This is a genomic window from Vibrio sp. 2132-1, from assembly GCF_033344315.1.
Map to the genome: position 1 here is coordinate 1 of NZ_JAWPON010000028.1, position 17,026 is coordinate 17,026.

Below are 17,026 nucleotides of genomic sequence, written 5' to 3' on the forward strand. Positions count from 1 at the left end.
CGCGGCTGCAACCCTGCTTGCTCAAAATCTATTCAAACATGGTTGTGCTTTGGGGAAATTATGAGGGGATCCCTCAGTGCTGAGCACCCAAATAAAGCCATTGAAATTAATAACAAAATATATTGGTAAAACTTTTTCATCACCCTAATTCCTAGCCTTTGTTTTTTAATGCTAATTCATAGTGCTTAGCGAAGTCTTCTAAATAGAACGGAGACTCTTTATTGATAATATCATCGGATAACTTTTCATGAATATCCTCAAACCTCTTCCAACTTTGAGCATATTTTCTAGCTGGAATAACCTTATTGATAACCGTGTCTTTCGCTAAAGCATCTGAGTATATAGAAGTAGGTTCAACAAGTGACATAACACTCGAAACCGTACCTTCAACACCTTTCATTAAGGCTTGCTCATGACTTTCGATGTCATTAAATGCTTCTTTAATGGCTGCATTTGGCTTTAAGAAGCTAGCAGTTTGACGGTTATATAAGTTATGAATCGCATCTTCTAAGTTTGCAGAAAACTTTAAAGGGTTATTTTCTGACTTACGAAATGCGGTATGACTAAGTCGATTTGTTTGCTTAAACACCGCTCTGTTATGCAGTGTTTCCATTAAACCAACTAGCATCAAAGAAAATGACTCCCCCAGTTGTTCAAACCATTCCTCTCGGTTATCGCTGGGAATCATCATTGGATCTATACCCACCCCTCTAACAAAAGCCGCAAGTTCACCCCCATTGGTATCAAAGTTGGGAGTCGATAGGTGTTCTGATTGTCGGTTAACTTTCGGTAAAGTTTCAGATACGGTGCTCTGTTTTTCGGGCTTTGGGATATCAATAAAATCATCGACTAAACCAATATCTAGCTGAAAGTCAGAAGGAACACTTTCGTTTAAGAGTTCACTAGCACTAAGGCCTAGGTCAACAAATTCCTCTTCCGATGGACTTGAGACTACTTCAGGGGGGGCGCTAGAAAGACTTTTACTTGTCTCAAGGCTGAATACATCTGTATCTGTTTGAACAGAAACTGAAATTTGATAATCCCCTAAGCTAACCATATCGTCATTGCTTAGTGCTATTTCATTTCCTTGACCCACAGGAGTTACAGCATTATTTACAAAAGTACCATTAGTTGAGAGGTCTTTTATCAAGTATTTGTCACCAAACTTAATCAGTTCTCCGTGGGTTCCGGATACCACTCTTTCAGGATCTGGTAGTGTCCAATCACATTGTTCAGACCTACCAAATGTAACCTTGGCATGTTCATCACTTGATTCAAACACGAACTCACTCTCAATCTCTGGAGTAAATTTGTGAAAACTTGTTATGGTTAAAACCAACTTCATGTAAACCTCGCCAAAGACCTGCTAGATATTATTTTTAATTTTATTATTAACTGCTTTCTTATTAACAGTAAGATTAATAAAAACCTTAATACTGCCATTGAAAATCATGCACGGAATAATGAATCATTTTTTTATCAAAGCAATCACGTATTGTTCAACAATTTTAATTATCCAACCAAGTTCAAATTTTTGACACTTAGACTTTCATCAATAAAAAAACGAATGTTAGTTTGGCCGAGAAATTCTAACATAATGACTTTTCATTGAGCAGAAAGGTATATATTCCCCCATCATTTATACGGAGTTCTTGTGATGGAAGACAGTAATAAAAACAATTCTATAAATAACGAAGAAAGCGGAGATAAAACTAAAATTGTAAAGACTCAAAAACGAGACAATGCAATTAAAACAACTAAACTCACTAATAATGAAACCTCCGTTAAAAATAAAAATGAAACAAATACAAAACTGTCTCAAAAAGAAAACACTCCGTTAGTTAATAAGAAAAAAAACAATAAAGATGACTCATTAAATAATAACAAAGATGTTATTAACAAAAGCTTAATAGGAACGACCGTTAAAAATCGGTATGAAATTGAGTCGGTTATTGGGCATGGTGGGCTTTGCGATGTTTACTTAGCTAAAGATAAGATTCTTGAATCTTCAGGTTCAGAAACACCCTACGTTGCGTTAAAAATATTACAGAAAGAGTTTGCTTCTCAACCAGAGACTGCACGCATGTTAATACGTGAAGCTCAACAAACTCAAAGGTTAAGCCACCCTAATATCATTAGGGTTTTTGATTTTGGTGTTGATGGCGAAATATACTTTTTAGTTATGGAGTATATTAACGGAGAAACATTAGAGAGTTTAATACAGCGTTCTAGGCCCCATGGGCTGAAGTTTAATGCAACTTTATCAATCCTAAATCAGGTACTCGATGCACTCTCATATGCTCACTCTCTTGGTGTAGTGCACGCCGACCTAAAGCCCGCTAATGTGATTTTAACGTCTGAGGGTAACGTTAAGCTGCTTGATTTTGGTGTATCTAAAACACATCAATTAAAGCAGGATCAATATGCGGCTAAACGTAAATCCGAAAATGTTGAAACGCTTGGTTATACTCCCAACTATGCATCACTCAACCTGTTATCCGGTAAGGAACCGAACTTAAGCGACGATATGTTTGCTCTATTTTGTATTGCTTATGAGTTATTGAGTTGCAAACACCCTTACGCAAGAACTCCAGTTAATGAAGCTCTCAAAAAGAAGATCAAGGTCTCTAAACCAACTAACATGCCTGCATCTAAGTGGCCAATATTTTCAAGCGTATTTTCAACTGGCATCATTCCGAACGAGCTGACCCCTGAGCAGTTGAAACGCAAATTGAATATGCGCTATTGGCCTATCGCTAGCGGCGCGGCAGCGAGTATATTATTAGTTAGCGGCATTGTATTTGGTTATCAGCAGCAACAAGAAACCATCGCCAATTTGGAAACCGTTATTAGCAAGCAAAATGATCAAATTGCCGGACAAGAGTGGCAGCTTGATACGCCAGAAGAAAAAAGTTTGGCACTGATTGATAGTGAAAAAAGCTTACATCCAGTCGTTAAGGCTGGCTTATTACGATTACACAAGACCTATATTCTCAGCGAGTTTGAATCTGAAATTGATCAGGTTTTGAATTCTGATGCCAACAACTACCCGAATTATGATGAAATTGAGTCCATACTTGATAAAGCAAAAACCTACTACCCTGACTCACATAAAATAGAAGTTCTTGCCTTAGATATTCAGTCAAGCAAGCACTCCACGTTACTTTCGATAGCAAGGCAAATCAACAGTCAACTTGAAAAGTCTCGGTACAGTAAAGAAGACGGCAGTAAATCCATCTATGAGCTCAAGGATGAGTTAAATCAGATTCATCAAGGTTATCCTTTCACGCCAAGTTCGTTATCTAGCGATGTTTTCGGTCAGCACCTCACTGAAGCACTCAAAAAGAAAGACGCAGCTGCACTTGTTGCTCTTATTAAGGTTGGGAACACCTTCTTTTCAAACGTAGAAGAGCATCAAGAGAACTTACAGATAAGTAATGCGATGAAAGATGCAGTGCTGGAAATGAAATTATATGAGACAGCGCTAGATTCCAACAGCCCTCTACCGTTTCCAGAAGATGCCGCTAGAATCCTGTTCCAAGAAGAGTTTGAAAACTTTTATTCTCGCCTAGAAAAGGCAAGGACGACAACTCATCTCGATAACTTGGTGAAGGATGTGGATCTGTTCTCGAAAAACTTTCCTATTGGTTTTCAGGATGTTAACGATTTAAGATTCAAAACTGCTGATAAATACTTACGCTTCTCCGATATATTGCTTAATAAGCGAAGGACTTCAAGCGCAAGACGCGCTATGAAGAAAGCCAACGAGCTTATGAAGCAAATAGAACAGGACTCTAAGCAAAGCTAGTAATACAAAAGGGACGCGAGTCCCTTTTTTGCCGTAGATTACTTGCCAATATGCAACTAGATTGCTAATTTATACTTGTACTTAATGAGGAGAGTTAGCCTTGACTGAAGGAATAGTCAAAGTTGGCGAACGTCTGGCGTCCGTATGTAACGATAGCCTTAAACTAGGACTGCAAGACACTTACCGACTCGGCGTTTTACTTGGAAACATCCCCTTTGCTACTTGTGTTAAAAACACGCGAGTTGAAGTTTTTCCATCCCTACATTTCGACCATTGCCGTTTGGATATAAGTCAAAATATCTTTAACAATGACTTTCTTTTTGTAAGTTTATCTCAAGCGACAAGCAAACTATTTCTGCTCAAATACTGGTTATGCCATTCATACCTTCGGCTAAGCCTTCATTATCCGAAACATTCCTCTACCTCAACGTTTAATAGGGGTATACATGATTAATTTTGATGTTCTCAATACATACATGGATAACGACGTAGATCTGATCGTCACTGTTTTTTCTACATACCTTGAAGATCACACGAATGATATAGAGCGTATAGATGAGCTATATGCAAGCAGATGTTGGTCAGAACTCTATCTATTAGCTCATAGTTTAAAAGGCATTCTAGAGAGTTTCGGAGAAGACACCGCGGTCATTGCGTTTCAAAGAATAGAAGAAAAAACCAGAAACGATACAGCGCCAGATAGCTCAGATATAGCTATAGTTACTAAAGAGCTAGCTGCAATTAATCAACAAATCTTCGCTTACTTGAAGAATATGCAATAAAGAAATTCAAGGCTTAACTGGGGGAAATATGGCAATGAATAATAGCAATTTCAGGGAGTTGATTGAGTCTCTCAAAGACCTAACACCAACTCAAAAAAGGTACTTACTTAGCCGTACAAAGATGGCGCTAGATGATGAAAGTAATATGTTAAACATCAGTGATATCCTAACACCAGAAGAGTTGGAGGCGTTACTATCACCAGCACCAACAACGAATACAAAATAACAATGATATACAACGCCACCGTCAGATTAACGCTAGGGACCAAGTGAAGCAAATCGACTTTGCTTGGTTGTTAGTTTCTCTCCCAATTCCTTTTCACTACAACAAACGTATTGTTTTCGAAACCTTTTTCCAATTTAAACAGGTCAGATAATTGAGCGACTAACATCAGTCCGCGACCAGAGGAGGACCAACTATCGTCATCCATTAAGTTAGGTGCCTCAATCTGTTTATTTTTATGTTGGATGAACGTCTTTTCATTGATCGGCGCTCCGCAATCAGAGACTCTAAGTTCCACGAAACCGGACACTTGGTCATCCCCAACCCTACACTCCACTTCAATTGGCTGGCCTTCTATTTCACTGTAAGAATGAATATAAGCGTTATTCATGAGCTCAACGACACAAAGCTCCAATGATTGAATTGCATTTAAGGGGATTTGATGACCCATCAAAAACCGAACAACGTCTTTGCTCGCACTTCGTGAGTGAGTAAGGGAGCTCCCGTAAGTTCGTTTAAATTCGCTCTTTGACATTCTTTTCCTTAAAATCGAGCCTCTCACCATGCCATTTTACCTGTAAAAGGCTGGCATCATCATCAAACTCATCTTCGTTGTGCCAAGATTGTACTTTTTTAAAGACGTCTCCCACTTGATCTTCAACTGGCAGCGTGCAAACAGCTTTTATACTCGATGCCAATCGTTGTAGTGAAAACATCTCCTCACCCTGCCTCGCTTCAATCAAACCATCCGAATAAAGCCACAATGCATCGCCCTCATCTAGACTAATTTGGTTACCGCTATATTCCATCGGCTGCATTGCACCAACGATAAAGTTATCGTCACCTATCTGTTCCATCGTTTTCGTACTCGCTCGCCAAACTAAGATCCTGGGGTGGCCAGCCGTGCAATAGCTAAGTCGCCCTGATTTTGTGTTAAGAATGGCGTAAGCCATAGTAAAGTAAAGTTGACTGTTTCTAGTTTGCTGATAACGCCGATTTAGCCGTTCAATCACAGATGCTGGCTCACTTACGCAATAGCCGTCATCTCTCAACTCCATCGTGATCGAATCAGGCCCCTGACTTTGAGATAGTGTCTGTTGAATAGAAAAAGCCATCAAAGCTGAAGAAATACCATGACCAGAAACATCACATACATAAAACGCAACATGGTGTTCATCGAGCTCCAAATACCCCAACATATCACCACCAATCTGGGAGCATGGTTTGTAGACATAGCTAAAATTTACATTCTGAATAGTTGATTCAGCAGGGAGTAGTTGCTCCATCAGATGACTCGCAGACTGTAGGTCTTGGTGGATTGTTTGATAGGCCGCATCTAGCTCTTTGTTTCTCTCTACGAGCTTGTTGTGCAATTCTAAAGTACGAAACCCCGCACGGATTCTGGCCTGAAGTTCCTCTACAGACGTCTTCTTATCTACGAAATCATCTGCGCCAGCATCAATGCCTTTCACGATCGAACTTTGGTCATTTCTAGAAGACAGTAGAACAAAGAAAATGTAACGTTCGCTAACTTTAGATTTTAACTGGCGACACAATTCAATACCATTAATTCCAGGCATCATTAAATCACTCAGCACAAACTGAATATCAGGGCGGTGAGTTAGCACCTCAAGCGCCGCTCTTCCGTCTTCAACTGCAACCACTTCATAGCCCTGCTTTTCCAATGCACTGCTGATGTAAAGCAGTACTGTTTTACTATCATCGACCAAAAGAATGGGTTTCATCTTCCTCCTTAATACGGTTGCTTTACTGGCTAACGCAAAACACTAGTCACTGACTGCTCATTTCTAAAACGGCTGTAGTCTTCGGCTAATAATTGGTGTTGATATCGAGTGTAAGACAACGCTTCATTAGAAATTAGTATCTGATGCTCTTTTTCGATTAACTGACTTTGCAGCCTTTCAATCTGTTCATTCTGCTGTATGTAATTGAGGTACAGTGCGAATAGACCAAAAACCGAAACCATTAACAGGGCGATTAGAATATTATTGATAGTTTTCACTTGAATACTCATGACCTCTCCTTGTCTATTATTAGACTTTCCATGATGAAAGAGAGCGTCTACGGACCAAGAGCTCGAGGCTCTAAAACGCAACGAAGCAAATTGAGGTTGTTTTTCCAATTATAGGCGATAGGAGAAAAAATAAGAAAAATCTGAAAAAATTTAAATATCCTGCTGAGTTAAGAATCGGTAAGGTGGTAGCAGCGAGCTATCATCCACTCGCTGCAATACATTAACTCTGAAATGCAGGTCTAGCTAAAATTTGGTTATACCATCGAGCAATGTTTGGCGACGTCGATAGCACATCAATTTCTAGGCCTTTAATTGCGAAACTGATCAAAATAAAGCCTGTTATATCGACAATAGTAAAATGGTCTACGGCGATAAAATAATTATGTTCAAGCCGCTTGTCTAAGACAGGCAGAAATTCATAGACGCGTTGTTTTGATTCTTCGCCCCATGCTTCAACGCAACGTTCTCTGTCTCCATAAACTCCGGTCATGTTTCGAAACGCCTGAAATGCCGCATTTAGTCCTTGGAACTCCACCACACGATGCCACATTTCCACCTGAGCACGTTCAAGCTGGTTAGCACCAAACAGCGCCAGATCATTTTCAAACGCTTCATCTAGGTAGCGACAAATCGCCACACTTTCACAGATCGTCGTACCATCATCCAGTTCGAGCAGAGGCACTTTACCGTTCACGCTTTTCGATTTAAACGGTTCAGATAGGTTATCGCCCTCACGAACGTTCAGCGCAATTCGCTCAACCTCGCCACCGATTTCCTTTAGAAAAATGCTAACTCGCTTACAACTTGGAGTCATTGCGGTTTCATAGAGCTTCATTTCACATCCTTTTATCTTTTTCTAACCGATTGGTTAGGATATACTGTAGCCAGTTTATAAACGATCAGTCAAGAACTTCACTATCAAAAATTTTCAAACAGTTGTGGGTCTGTTTGCTGAGCGAGATTTTTGATGCCGTTTGTGAGTTCACATGAATTTGGAGGCTGATACCCAAGAATAGATGGGTATTCATCATATTGGTTCAGTTCGAACGCTAGAGGTTCTCTGTACCATCCCTCCAAAGCAATTTAATTACCCGATAAGCAGACCCAGGCAGGTAATTTATGGCAAGAAAAGCCAACTTCGACCGAGATGAAAAGCTTCTCGTGGCTATGGATGTGTTTTGGCGCAAGGGCTTTGCGAACACGTCTATCTCGGATCTCACCGACGAGTTGAACATCAACCGCTTCAGTCTTTACAACACCTATGGTGACAAGCAACAGCTCTACTACGAAGCGCTCGATACTTACTTAAAAAAGGTCTCACTACCGTCACTGAATGATTTGGAAAAAGACGATGCGTCTTTACCTGAGTTGGAATCGTTCCTTAAATCTTTTGCTGAACTGCAACGCAAACGCAACTGTGGGTGTTTTATCCAAAATGCGTTGATTGAGCACGCTGGTGAAGACGATGATGTACTGCGTAAAGGGCATTTCTTATTTGACCATCTTATAGACATCATTGCGGATGCACTGACTAATGCGCAGAAAGAAACCTTAGTGCCAAAAACGCTGAAACCAGAAGAACTCGCTCGTTTTGTTCTCAACAACATGCAAGGTATGCGTGTACTTGGCAAAGCCAAACGTTATGCCGACTTGGATACGGCGCTTTCCTGCTTGCTGGTTTTGATTAGGAAGTGACATGTCGATTGAAGTTATAGCAGTACGTCTTACCAAAGGCATGGACTTAAAGCTGAGCCTAGCGAAATTGGTCGAGCAGCATGGTATCAAAGCAGGCTCGATTGCTTCATGCGTTGGCTGTGTCTCTCACCTCAACCTTCGTTTGGCAGGAGCAGAGAGTACGTTAACCAAACAAGAGCCATTTGAAATCGTCTCTGTGATGGGAACCCTAACGGCTGAACATCAACACGTTCATATCTCGGTGTCTGATTGTGAAGGACGAGTTTGGGGTGGGCATTTGCTGGAAGACACAGTGATTGATACTACCGCAGAATTGATCATCCATTCTTACTCAGAACTTGAGTTCACTAGAGCGATGGACGACTCGACTGGCTATACCGAACTACAAGTGAATCCTTCCAAATAATTAAAAGCTCCAGAGCCTTACAGTGTGGTCTCTGGAGCTTTATTCGCTTATCTCTTACGCTAAGAATTTACTCATATCGAGCAGGCAAATTTCTAGGATCATTCTTCGACTAAATAACAAACCTGATTATCGTCGACTGTTACTTGCCACGTTTTTAGACAGTGCGCTTCGTTTTCTAAGCACTCCCCGCTCGTTAAGCTGAAATGCTGTTTGTACAGTGGTGACGCAACACACATCTCACCATCAATATCACCGACAATCCCTCGACTCATCACATAAGCCTTACCAATTGGGTCCCAATCTTGAACGGCGTAAACACCGTTATCGGGAATGTAGAATAACGCGACATGCTCGCCTTCAATCAACACCGTGGCACCGATGAACGGCATTAGGTCATCAAGCTGACACAATTTCACTTTGGTTAAAGCTGTCATTTACACCTCCTGTTTCACGGGTATACGCTGACCACGCACACGTTGGTACGGTAAGACTTTGCTGCCCGACGTGCTGTTCAAGAAAGGACGGAAGCGTTGCAATTTTTGAGGATTATCCAACGTACTCTTCCACTCACATTGATAAGTATCTACGACGCGCGCCATCTGTTCATCCAAAGAATCACATAGATTTAGAGAGTCATCCAAAATCACTTGTTTAAGGTAATCTAAGCCCCCTTCCATGTTCTCCATCCACACGGACGTGCGCTGTAAGCGATCAGCAGTGCTGACGTAGAACATCAAAACCCGGTCGATCATGGTGATCAACTCTGATTTGGATAAGTCGGATGCAAACAAATCAGCGTGTCTTGGTCTCATGCCGCCATTACCACAAACGTATAGATTCCAGCCGTTTTCGGTGGCGATCACCCCAATGTCTTTACTTTGCGCTTCTGCACACTCGCGAGTACAGCCCGATACGGCAAACTTAAGCTTATGGGGCGCTCGCAATCCTTTGTAGCGGTTCTCTAACTCAATAGCTAATCCGACCGAGTCATCAACACCATAGCGACACCAAGTAGAACCCACGCAAGATTTCACGGTGCGCACCGATTTGCCGTAGGCGTGCCCGGTTTCAAAACCAGCATCAATTAAGGTTTGCCAGATTTCAGGAAGCTGTTCTAACTGCGCACCAAATAAATCCACGCGCTGACCGCCAGTGATCTTGGTGTACAGATCGTATTGCTGAGCAACTTCGCCTAGCACGATGAGTTTGTCTGGTGTGATTTCGCCACCTGGCACACGAGGTACAATCGAGTAAGAGCCATCTTTTTGCAGGTTAGCCATGAAAGCATCGTTAGAATCTTGCAGAGATTGATGTTGAGGCTCCATGATGTGTTCATTCCACAAAGAAGCAAACACAGATGCCGCTGTCGGCTTACAGATATCACACCCATGCCCTTTGCCATGCAGTGCAATTAAGGTGTCGAAGTCTTTGATTTGTTCCACTTGGCAAATATGGAACATCTCTTGGCGACTAAGCTCAAAGTGCTCACAAAGGTGGTTGTTAACCTCTACCCCCATGGCTGCCAATTGAGTATCCAATACCGACTTCACCATATTGCTACAGCCACCACAGCCAGTACCGGCTTTAGTGTTGGCTTTAAGGTCCGTCAGGTTGGTAGTGCCAGCTTGAATCTCGGCAACTAAGTCGCCTTTTGTGACGTTGTGACAAGAACAGATGATGGCGCTGTCTGGCATCTCTCCGTCCAGCATTCCGGTATCAAACAGCAGGTTCGCTGCGTGGTCTGGCAAGACAGTTTTGTTCAAATAACACTGTAAGAGCGCATCGTAGTCGCTATTGTCACCGACGAGAATCGCACCAAGTAATTGGGTGCCGCTCGCATCAACCACCAGCTTTTTGTAGATGCCTGCGACCGCATCTTGCAAGACCATTTCTTGTGCGCCTTCGGTTTGCATTTGTGCATCGCCGATAGACGCCACATCTACCCCAAGTAGTTTGAGTTTGGTGCTCATGTCTGCACCTTTAAAACCTTCGCTCGGCATACCAGTCAAGGCATCGGCAGTGGTTCTCGCCATGGTGTAACCGGGTGCGACTAAACCAAATATCTTCTGCTCCCAAAGGGCACATTCGCCAATCGCGTATATGTTCTCATCGCTGGTTTGGCATTGGTTGTTAATCACAATGCCGCCTCGCTCGCCTACTTCTAGCTCAGCCAGCCTTGCCAACTCATCTTGAGGGCGAATACCTGCGGAAAAGACAATCACATCCACTTCGAGAGGATCTTTGTCTTTAAACACCATACGATGCTTAGCCGTTTCACCATCGCAGATTCGCTCCGTACCCGTCGAGGTGTGAACGGTTAGCCCTAGCGCTTCAATCTTCTCTTTTAACACTAAGCCAGCACCATCGTCTAACTGCACGGGCATCAGGCGGGGAGCAAATTCAATAACGTGAGTTTCTAACCCCAATAGCTTGAGTGCGTTTGCCGCTTCTAAACCCAATAAGCCACCGCCAATCACTGCGCCTGTTCTTGCGGCTTCACATGCCTTTTTGATTTGTGAAAGATCATCAAGCGTGCGATAGACAAACACGTTGTCTCGGTCTTTACCTTCAATTGGCGGCACAAACGGGTAAGAACCGGTCGCGAGCACGAGTTGGTCGTAACCCAGCACATCTTCACCATCAAGCAGAATACGCTTTTGCTCTCTGTCGATGCCTGTTACTTGGCTGCCAAGTACGAGTTGGATGCCATGCATGTCGTACCATTCTTGGTTACTCAGCATCAAATCATCATGAGACTTACCCGCAAACAAAGAGGACAACTGTACACGGTCATACGCAATAAAGCGCTCTGCACCAATAACGGTAATTCGGTGCTCCAAATGCGCGTTTTTCTGCACTAATTGCTCGACGAGGTGTTGCCCGACCATACCGTTACCTACCACAACGATGTGGCTCAATGCGTTCTTTACTGGAATCGTTAAAGGACTGTTCATCGCTGCCTCCTTATGCCGTTTGCGCTGCGGTTTTGGGTTTGTCTTCTTTCGAAGCAGGAATCTCGACTTTGGATTGCTTCTCATAAAGGAACTTCAACACAGCTTGTCGACACTTCTGATACTGCGCATCATCTGCCAGTGCGACACGCTCACGAGGGCGAGGTAGATTTACTTCTAACACTTCTCCAATGGTTGCTGCCGGTCCGTTAGTCATCATCACGATTTTGTCAGATAGCAGCACAGCTTCATCCACGTCATGGGTAATCATGATGACGGTATTGTTTAACTCGGCTTGAATCTTCATCAGTGCATCCTGTAAATGCGCACGAGTTAACGCATCCAACGCGCCAAATGGTTCATCCATCAATAAAACCTTTGGTTGAAGTGCCAGTGCTCTTGCGATGCCGACTCGCTGCTTCATACCACCAGAGATTTCATCCGGCTTTTTGTGCGCGGCATGCTGCATTTGAATCAACTCCAAATAGTGATTCACTTGCTCCTGAATCCACGCTTTGCCCTTTTTGCCGGCAATTTGTTTTACAGCTAGCTCAACGTTTTGATATACGGTGAGCCAAGGCAACAATGAATGGTTTTGGAACACCACTGCGCGGTCTGGTCCCGGCCCTGCCACTTCTCGCCCATCGACGATCACGCCGCCGTCTGTTGGCATGTGTAGCCCTGCAACTAAGTTCAATACCGTTGATTTACCACAGCCAGAGTGACCAATCAGCGATACAAACTCGCCCTTATTGATTTGTAAATCGACGTTCTTAAGCGCGATGAACTCGCCATCTGGCGTTGGGAATCGCATCCCTAAACGCGTTAGATCTAATAATGCTTTTTCCATGATCTTTTCCCTTATCTCAACGCTTGTTGTTTATTCCAAGACAGCCACTTTTGAAGTTGCAGCATGCCTCTATCGAGCATCAAACCGATAAAACCAATAGTGATGACTGCCACCATGATGCGCCCCAATGATGCTGAACTGCCGTTCTGGAACTCATCCCAAACGAACTTGCCTAACCCAGGGTTCTGAGCGAGCATTTCTGCCGCAATCAACACCATCCAAGCGATACCTAAAGAGAGACGTAAACCTGTGAAGATCATTGGAATGGCAGAAGGTAAAACGATGGTGCGAATGTGTTGCCACCACGAAAGTTGAAGCACTTTACTCACGTTGATTAAGTCTTTATCAACGCTCGTTACACCCACTGCGGTATTTATCAGCGTCGGCCATAAGCTACACAGCGCTACAGTGATCAGAGAGTTAATGAACGACTTAGCAAACATCGGGTCATCACTCACATAAGTGGCACTTACAACCATAGTGACGATAGGCAGCCAAGCTAAAGGTGATACGGGCTTGAGCAGTTGAATGATTGGGTTGAACGCTTGATACAGCCCTTGATTAAGACCAAGCACGATGCCAAGTGGAATCGCGATAACCGTCGCCAGCAAAAAGCCCGCAGTCACAGTCACTAAGCTTGTTATGATTTGATCGAAGAACGTCGGCTTACCTGTGTAGGGACGAATCTTCACTTCCGCGTCTGGATTCTTGGCTAACTTCGCAGCATTGCGTTTTTCCTGACGCTCGATAAACGCTTGTTCCTTTTCTCGCTCTTGCCAATGGTCATCGACAAGGTTGCTGAACTGCTGAAAAGTTTGCACAGGTCCCGGTAGCGTACCTAATGAAGTTTGCACTTCTCTCGCTGCTAAGTGCCACATTGCCAAAAAGATCAGCAAGCCAATGACGGGCAAAAGCACCAGCCGACTTCGGTTCACTACTTGCTTAGCAGGAAACAGGGAAATGACATTACTAGACATACTCACTCCTAAGAAATTTACATCCTTGTTGCCACAAGCGAATTCCCTCGCCTGTGGCGTTTATCGTTATGGTTAAACCTTGTCTTTTCCTTTAAGCCCGATAGAGAACTTCTCTAGATATTTATTTGGCTCGCGACCGTCATAAACGATGTTGTCGATAAAGTGTGTTTGTGGCGCACGGAAACCATCTTCAGCACTAAAATCTGGGAAGTCTTTTTTGCTCAACACACCATCTTCAATCAGTGCTTGAGCCGCTTGTTGGTAAATGTCCGGACGGTAAACCTCTTTTGCGACATCCATGTACCAATCATCGGATTTCTCGCTTGAGATTTGCCCCCAACGGCGCATTTGAGTCAGGTACCAAATCGCATCGCTGTAATACGGATACGTGGCGTTATGACGGAAGAACACGTTGAAGTCTGGCACGTCTCGTTTGTCACCTTTCTCGTATTCAAATGTGCCCGTCATTGAGTTGGCGATAACTTCGGCATCGGCTCCAACGTATTCGCTTTTTGATAGCATCTTCACTGCTTCTTGGCGGTTGGCATTGTCGTTTTCATCCAACCAATGCGCCGCTCGAATTAAGGCTTTCACTACGCGTATGTGTGTGTTTGGATACTTCTCAGCCCAAGCTTTGGAAACACCGAATACTTTCTCTGGGTTGTTCTTCCAGATCTCGTAATCGGTCACGACTGGTGTGCCAATGCCTTTGAATACGGCTTGTTGGTTCCATGGTTCGCCTACGCAGTACCCTTTGATCGTGCCCGCTTCCATTGTCGCTGGCATTTGTGGTGGCGGTGTAACACTCAAAAGAACGTCAGCATCCAACTGGCCACTGTTATCGCCTGAGTCTGGTGCGTAAAAGCCTGGATGAATCCCACCTGCCGCTAACCAGTATCGCAACTCATAGTTGTGCGTCGATACAGGAAACACCATGCCCATGTTGAACGGTTTACCTTTATCCAGATAGCTGTCGACCACAGGCTTCAGTGCATCCGCTTTGATTGGGTGAACAGGCTTGCCATCCGGTTGTTTTGGAATGTATTGCTTCATCTGCTCCCAAGTATCATTGGAAACCGTGATTGCGTTGCCGTTCAAATCCATACTGAACGCAGTAATCACTTCTGCTTTTGTGCCAACACCAATCGTTGCGCCCAATGGCTGACCAGCAAGCATGTGCGCGCCAGCAAGCTCACCGTCGATGACTCGGTCTAATAGCACCTTCCAGTTTGCTTGTGCTTCTAAAGTGACGTACAAGCCTTCGTCTTCAAAAAAGCCTTTCTCATAAGCAACCGCCAGCGGTGCCATATCGGTTAACTTAATAAAACCAAACTTCAGGTCTTCAATTTCTGGCTCACCCAACTCTGCCTTTACGCTGACCGTGGTGAATACCGATAACGAAATTGCTGACACTTTCAGCATCGAACTCCATTTCATTGGTTTGCTCCCATAAAAAAAGCGCCACTACTCCGAAGAGCAGTAGCGCCGTTGCTAAGTCTACAATTACCGCCGTTGATAATTGAGATAAGCGATTCAACAATAAACCCAATTCTTCTAATCCAATTACTGTGCCAACTTATTTTTTACAGTAAATACAATAGATTAATATATCTTGTCGTTTGTTATTCCCTGTTATTGCTTGCTGATAGTGCAACACGCACCACGTTAGAAAACGCCCCCTACCCCCAAAGTGGTAGAACAACTAATCCAACACTTCCAAAGTAGTTATCAAATTCTTGGCAACCTGTGCGAGCGTTTGGCTCGATTGCATGGCTGAATTTCTTAGCGCTTTATAAGCCTGATCTTCATCAACGCTGTGCATCTTCATAAGCAGACCTTTGGCTTTTTCCACCAGCTTGCGCTCTTCAATCTTATTGGTCAGTAATTCAATTTCCGATTGCATACTTTCGAATTTCGCTCTCACTAGTGTCGCATGTTCAATCCAAGGCTGAAGCGCAAACTCACTATCGTGCGGCATGAGCACATAGTCCATTTTTTCTGATAACCGATTGATATCATTAGATGATAACTGCTTTAAGACGATAAGAAGTGGTGCCGATTTTCTGCGGCAGAAATCGACGATCAAACGCAGTTCCGCGGTTGGTTGCTGCCATCCAACCACAACGCTTGCCGACGGTTCTCGTTGCATTAACGTTTCTAGTTGTGCCAATTGGCAGCCGATGATGTTGTCGTAATCTTTGCTCAATAAGCCGGACAATCGAGCCTGCTCTTGGAGGCTATCACAACATACTATGATGGGTGTTTTTGACGTTGATTGAGTCATGCACATTCCTTGTTTATATCTCACTCACTAAGAGAGACATAACAAGGAATGTGCCAACTAAAGTAGACGCGCTTTAACTAGAGGCGAGATGTTCTTTGAAGAAGCCGAGTGTGCGCTCCCAAGCGAGTGCTGCTTCTTCCGGTGCGTAGCGTGCTGTTGAGTCGTTATGGAAGCCGTGGTTGACGTTCTCATACATTAGCGCTTGATACTGAGCGTCGGTTGCAATTAACTGCTGCTCATAGGCAGGCCATGTGTCGTTAACACGCTTATCGAGCCCTGCAAAGTGAATCATCAAAGGCCCTTTGACTTGCTTTTGGATCTCTTGCGCCGCTGGTGTTCCATAGAAAGGCACACCTGCATCGAGCTCTTCTGGCATTACCGCTGCAAGCATGTTGACAATGTATCCACCGAAGCAGAATCCAACCGCGCCCAATTTACCGTTTCCACCCTCGTATTGTTTGAGGAAGTTAGCGGCTGCAATAAAGTCTTGTTCTATCTTGGCTCTGTCCATATCTTTCTGCATAGCGCGACCCTCATCGTCGTTCCCCGGATAGCCGCCGAGTGGATAAAGCGCGTCTGGAGCGAAAGCAATAAAGCCATCTTTTGCAAGTCGTCTTGCTACATCTTTGATATAAGGGTTCAGACCTCGGTTTTCATGAATCACCAACACGGTCGGCGATTTCAAGGTCTTCTTCTGTGGCATCACCAAATAACCACGCCCTTCTCCATGCCCATTTGGAGATGGAAAGGTTTCGTAAGTTGCTTTGATGTCAGGATCGTTAAATGAAACTTGTTCTGCGAGTGCGTAATTCGGGGTTAACGCATCGACCAGTGCTGTCATACTAAAGCCGAGCACAGCAAGGCCACCCAGCCTATTAAGAAACTCACGGCGCGTGATTTTTCCGTGGGCGTATTCGTCGTACCAATCGAAGGCTTCTTGCGGGATCGGGTGAGAAGCCTTTTCACTAGGAGTGGTATGCTTTAGAACCATTATCCATGTCCTCTGTGTCTTACC

17 protein-coding genes are annotated in these 17,026 nt (G+C 43.7%); 5 read left to right on the forward strand and 12 right to left on the reverse strand.

Translation table 11 applies throughout. The features are described from left to right. Positions 1-151: 151 nt before the first annotated feature. On the reverse strand, positions 152-1,345 hold the full coding sequence (gene tagH / locus R8N47_RS22035; protein ID WP_053307738.1) for a type VI secretion system-associated FHA domain protein TagH: 1,194 nt from the start codon (positions 1,343-1,345) through the stop codon (positions 152-154). A gap of 312 nt (positions 1,346-1,657) precedes the next feature. Here tagH and R8N47_RS22040 point away from each other — a divergent pair, with 312 nt between their 5' ends. From R8N47_RS22040 to R8N47_RS22050, 3 genes are all read left to right on the forward strand, one after another. Continuing rightward, positions 1,658-3,808: a serine/threonine-protein kinase gene (locus R8N47_RS22040; protein ID WP_064354661.1), complete on the forward strand. Its 2,151-nt coding sequence runs from the start codon at positions 1,658-1,660 to the stop codon at positions 3,806-3,808. 446 nt (positions 3,809-4,254) lie between these two features. Beyond that, positions 4,255-4,590, forward strand: coding sequence for an Hpt domain-containing protein (locus R8N47_RS22045; RefSeq protein ID WP_025767707.1), 336 nt, complete (start codon positions 4,255-4,257; stop codon positions 4,588-4,590). A 34-nt stretch (positions 4,591-4,624) separates the two neighbouring features. Next, positions 4,625-4,816 (forward strand): hypothetical protein, encoded by a 192-nt coding sequence (locus R8N47_RS22050; protein WP_025767706.1) that lies wholly within the window; start codon positions 4,625-4,627, stop codon positions 4,814-4,816. A 70-nt stretch (positions 4,817-4,886) separates the two neighbouring features. Here R8N47_RS22050 and R8N47_RS22055 read toward each other — a convergent pair whose 3' ends face one another. The 4 genes from R8N47_RS22055 to R8N47_RS22070 form a co-directional block, all read right to left on the reverse strand. Beyond that, positions 4,887-5,264, reverse strand: coding sequence for an ATP-binding protein (locus R8N47_RS22055; protein ID WP_246542892.1), 378 nt, complete (start codon positions 5,262-5,264; stop codon positions 4,887-4,889). 64 nt (positions 5,265-5,328) lie between these two features. Continuing rightward, complete coding sequence (locus tag R8N47_RS22060) at positions 5,329-6,558, reverse strand: PP2C family protein-serine/threonine phosphatase (protein WP_064354659.1); 1,230 nt, start codon at positions 6,556-6,558, stop codon at positions 5,329-5,331. A gap of 29 nt (positions 6,559-6,587) precedes the next feature. Beyond that, positions 6,588-6,848 carry a hypothetical protein gene (locus R8N47_RS22065; RefSeq protein ID WP_053303685.1) on the reverse strand — a complete coding sequence of 87 codons (261 nt, stop codon included), beginning with the start codon at positions 6,846-6,848 and terminating at the stop codon, positions 6,588-6,590. Between the two features lie 220 nt (positions 6,849-7,068). Beyond that, on the reverse strand, positions 7,069-7,683 hold the full coding sequence (locus tag R8N47_RS22070) for a glutathione S-transferase family protein (protein ID WP_005387550.1): 615 nt from the start codon (positions 7,681-7,683) through the stop codon (positions 7,069-7,071). Positions 7,684-7,967: 284 nt separating this feature from the next. Between R8N47_RS22070 and R8N47_RS22075 the strand changes: the two genes are divergently transcribed. Together R8N47_RS22075 and R8N47_RS22080 are read left to right on the forward strand one after the other, a co-directional pair. Then, on the forward strand, positions 7,968-8,543 hold the full coding sequence (locus R8N47_RS22075; protein WP_005375904.1) for a TetR/AcrR family transcriptional regulator: 576 nt from the start codon (positions 7,968-7,970) through the stop codon (positions 8,541-8,543). A gap of 1 nt (position 8,544) precedes the next feature. After that, positions 8,545-8,949 carry a PPC domain-containing DNA-binding protein gene (locus tag R8N47_RS22080; protein ID WP_064354658.1) on the forward strand — a complete coding sequence of 135 codons (405 nt, stop codon included), beginning with the start codon at positions 8,545-8,547 and terminating at the stop codon, positions 8,947-8,949. Between the two features lie 98 nt (positions 8,950-9,047). Here the strand turns inward: R8N47_RS22080 and nirD are convergent, their stop codons facing one another. From nirD to R8N47_RS22115, 7 genes are all read right to left on the reverse strand, one after another. Continuing rightward, positions 9,048-9,383, reverse strand: coding sequence for a nitrite reductase small subunit NirD (nirD, locus tag R8N47_RS22085; RefSeq protein ID WP_064354657.1), 336 nt, complete (start codon positions 9,381-9,383; stop codon positions 9,048-9,050). Next, the gene (gene nirB, locus R8N47_RS22090; protein ID WP_064354656.1) at positions 9,384-11,903 is read right to left on the reverse strand and encodes a nitrite reductase large subunit NirB; all 2,520 of its coding nucleotides are present in this window, start codon (positions 11,901-11,903) and stop codon (positions 9,384-9,386) included. Positions 11,904-11,913: 10 nt separating this feature from the next. Further along, entirely contained in the window at positions 11,914-12,750 is an 837-nt protein-coding gene (locus R8N47_RS22095) for an ABC transporter ATP-binding protein (protein WP_005450080.1), read from the reverse strand. An 11-nt stretch (positions 12,751-12,761) separates the two neighbouring features. Further along, positions 12,762-13,727: an ABC transporter permease gene (locus R8N47_RS22100; RefSeq protein ID WP_005375889.1), complete on the reverse strand. Its 966-nt coding sequence runs from the start codon at positions 13,725-13,727 to the stop codon at positions 12,762-12,764. 72 nt (positions 13,728-13,799) lie between these two features. Continuing rightward, positions 13,800-15,164 carry a CmpA/NrtA family ABC transporter substrate-binding protein gene (locus R8N47_RS22105; RefSeq protein ID WP_005375887.1) on the reverse strand — a complete coding sequence of 455 codons (1,365 nt, stop codon included), beginning with the start codon at positions 15,162-15,164 and terminating at the stop codon, positions 13,800-13,802. A gap of 265 nt (positions 15,165-15,429) precedes the next feature. Continuing rightward, positions 15,430-16,011 (reverse strand): ANTAR domain-containing response regulator, encoded by a 582-nt coding sequence (locus R8N47_RS22110; RefSeq protein WP_025767697.1) that lies wholly within the window; start codon positions 16,009-16,011, stop codon positions 15,430-15,432. A 73-nt stretch (positions 16,012-16,084) separates the two neighbouring features. Beyond that, complete coding sequence (locus R8N47_RS22115) at positions 16,085-17,002, reverse strand: dienelactone hydrolase family protein (protein ID WP_045405199.1); 918 nt, start codon at positions 17,000-17,002, stop codon at positions 16,085-16,087. Positions 17,003-17,026: the final 24 nt, after the last annotated feature.